This window comes from Nocardiopsis sp. MG754419, assembly GCF_018207095.1.
In the GTDB taxonomy this organism is placed as follows: Bacteria; Actinomycetota; Actinomycetes; order Streptosporangiales; family Streptosporangiaceae; genus Nocardiopsis.
The window spans coordinates 1-353 of record NZ_QOCZ01000414.1 but is presented as its reverse complement, the minus strand read 5'-3'; the positions used below and the strand labels follow the sequence as shown (position 1 = coordinate 353).

1 protein-coding gene is annotated in these 353 nt (G+C 71.4%); it reads right to left on the bottom strand.

Annotated features, from left to right (window positions below):
* On the bottom strand, nucleotides 1–289 hold a 289-nt coding region (locus DSY14_RS28355; RefSeq protein ID WP_307851366.1), incomplete at its 3' end, for an aminotransferase class V-fold PLP-dependent enzyme.
* Nucleotides 290–353: the final 64 nt, after the last annotated feature.

Genomic DNA, 353 nt, shown 5'->3' with positions numbered 1-353 from the left:
ACACGAAGACCTGGCAGTCGGTGGGGAGCGCGGCGGCGAGGAGGTTGAGCGAGTCGGTGGTGGAGCGGGTGAAGACGACCTGGTCGTCGCCGCGGCAGTCGAGGAACTCGGCGACGGTGTTGCGGGCGTTCTCGAAGAGGTCCGTGGACAGCTGGGACAGGTACCCGGCACCCCGGTGCACGCTGCCGTAGTACGGCGCGTACGCGGCCACGTCGTCCCAGACACGCTGCAGGGCCGGGGCGCTGGCAGCGTAGTCCAGCGCGGCGTACGTCACTTCGCCACCCGTCACGAGCGGGACGGTGACGTCCCGTCCCAGGACTGGCAGCGGGGCGCGAAGGGACTGGTCGGCGGCG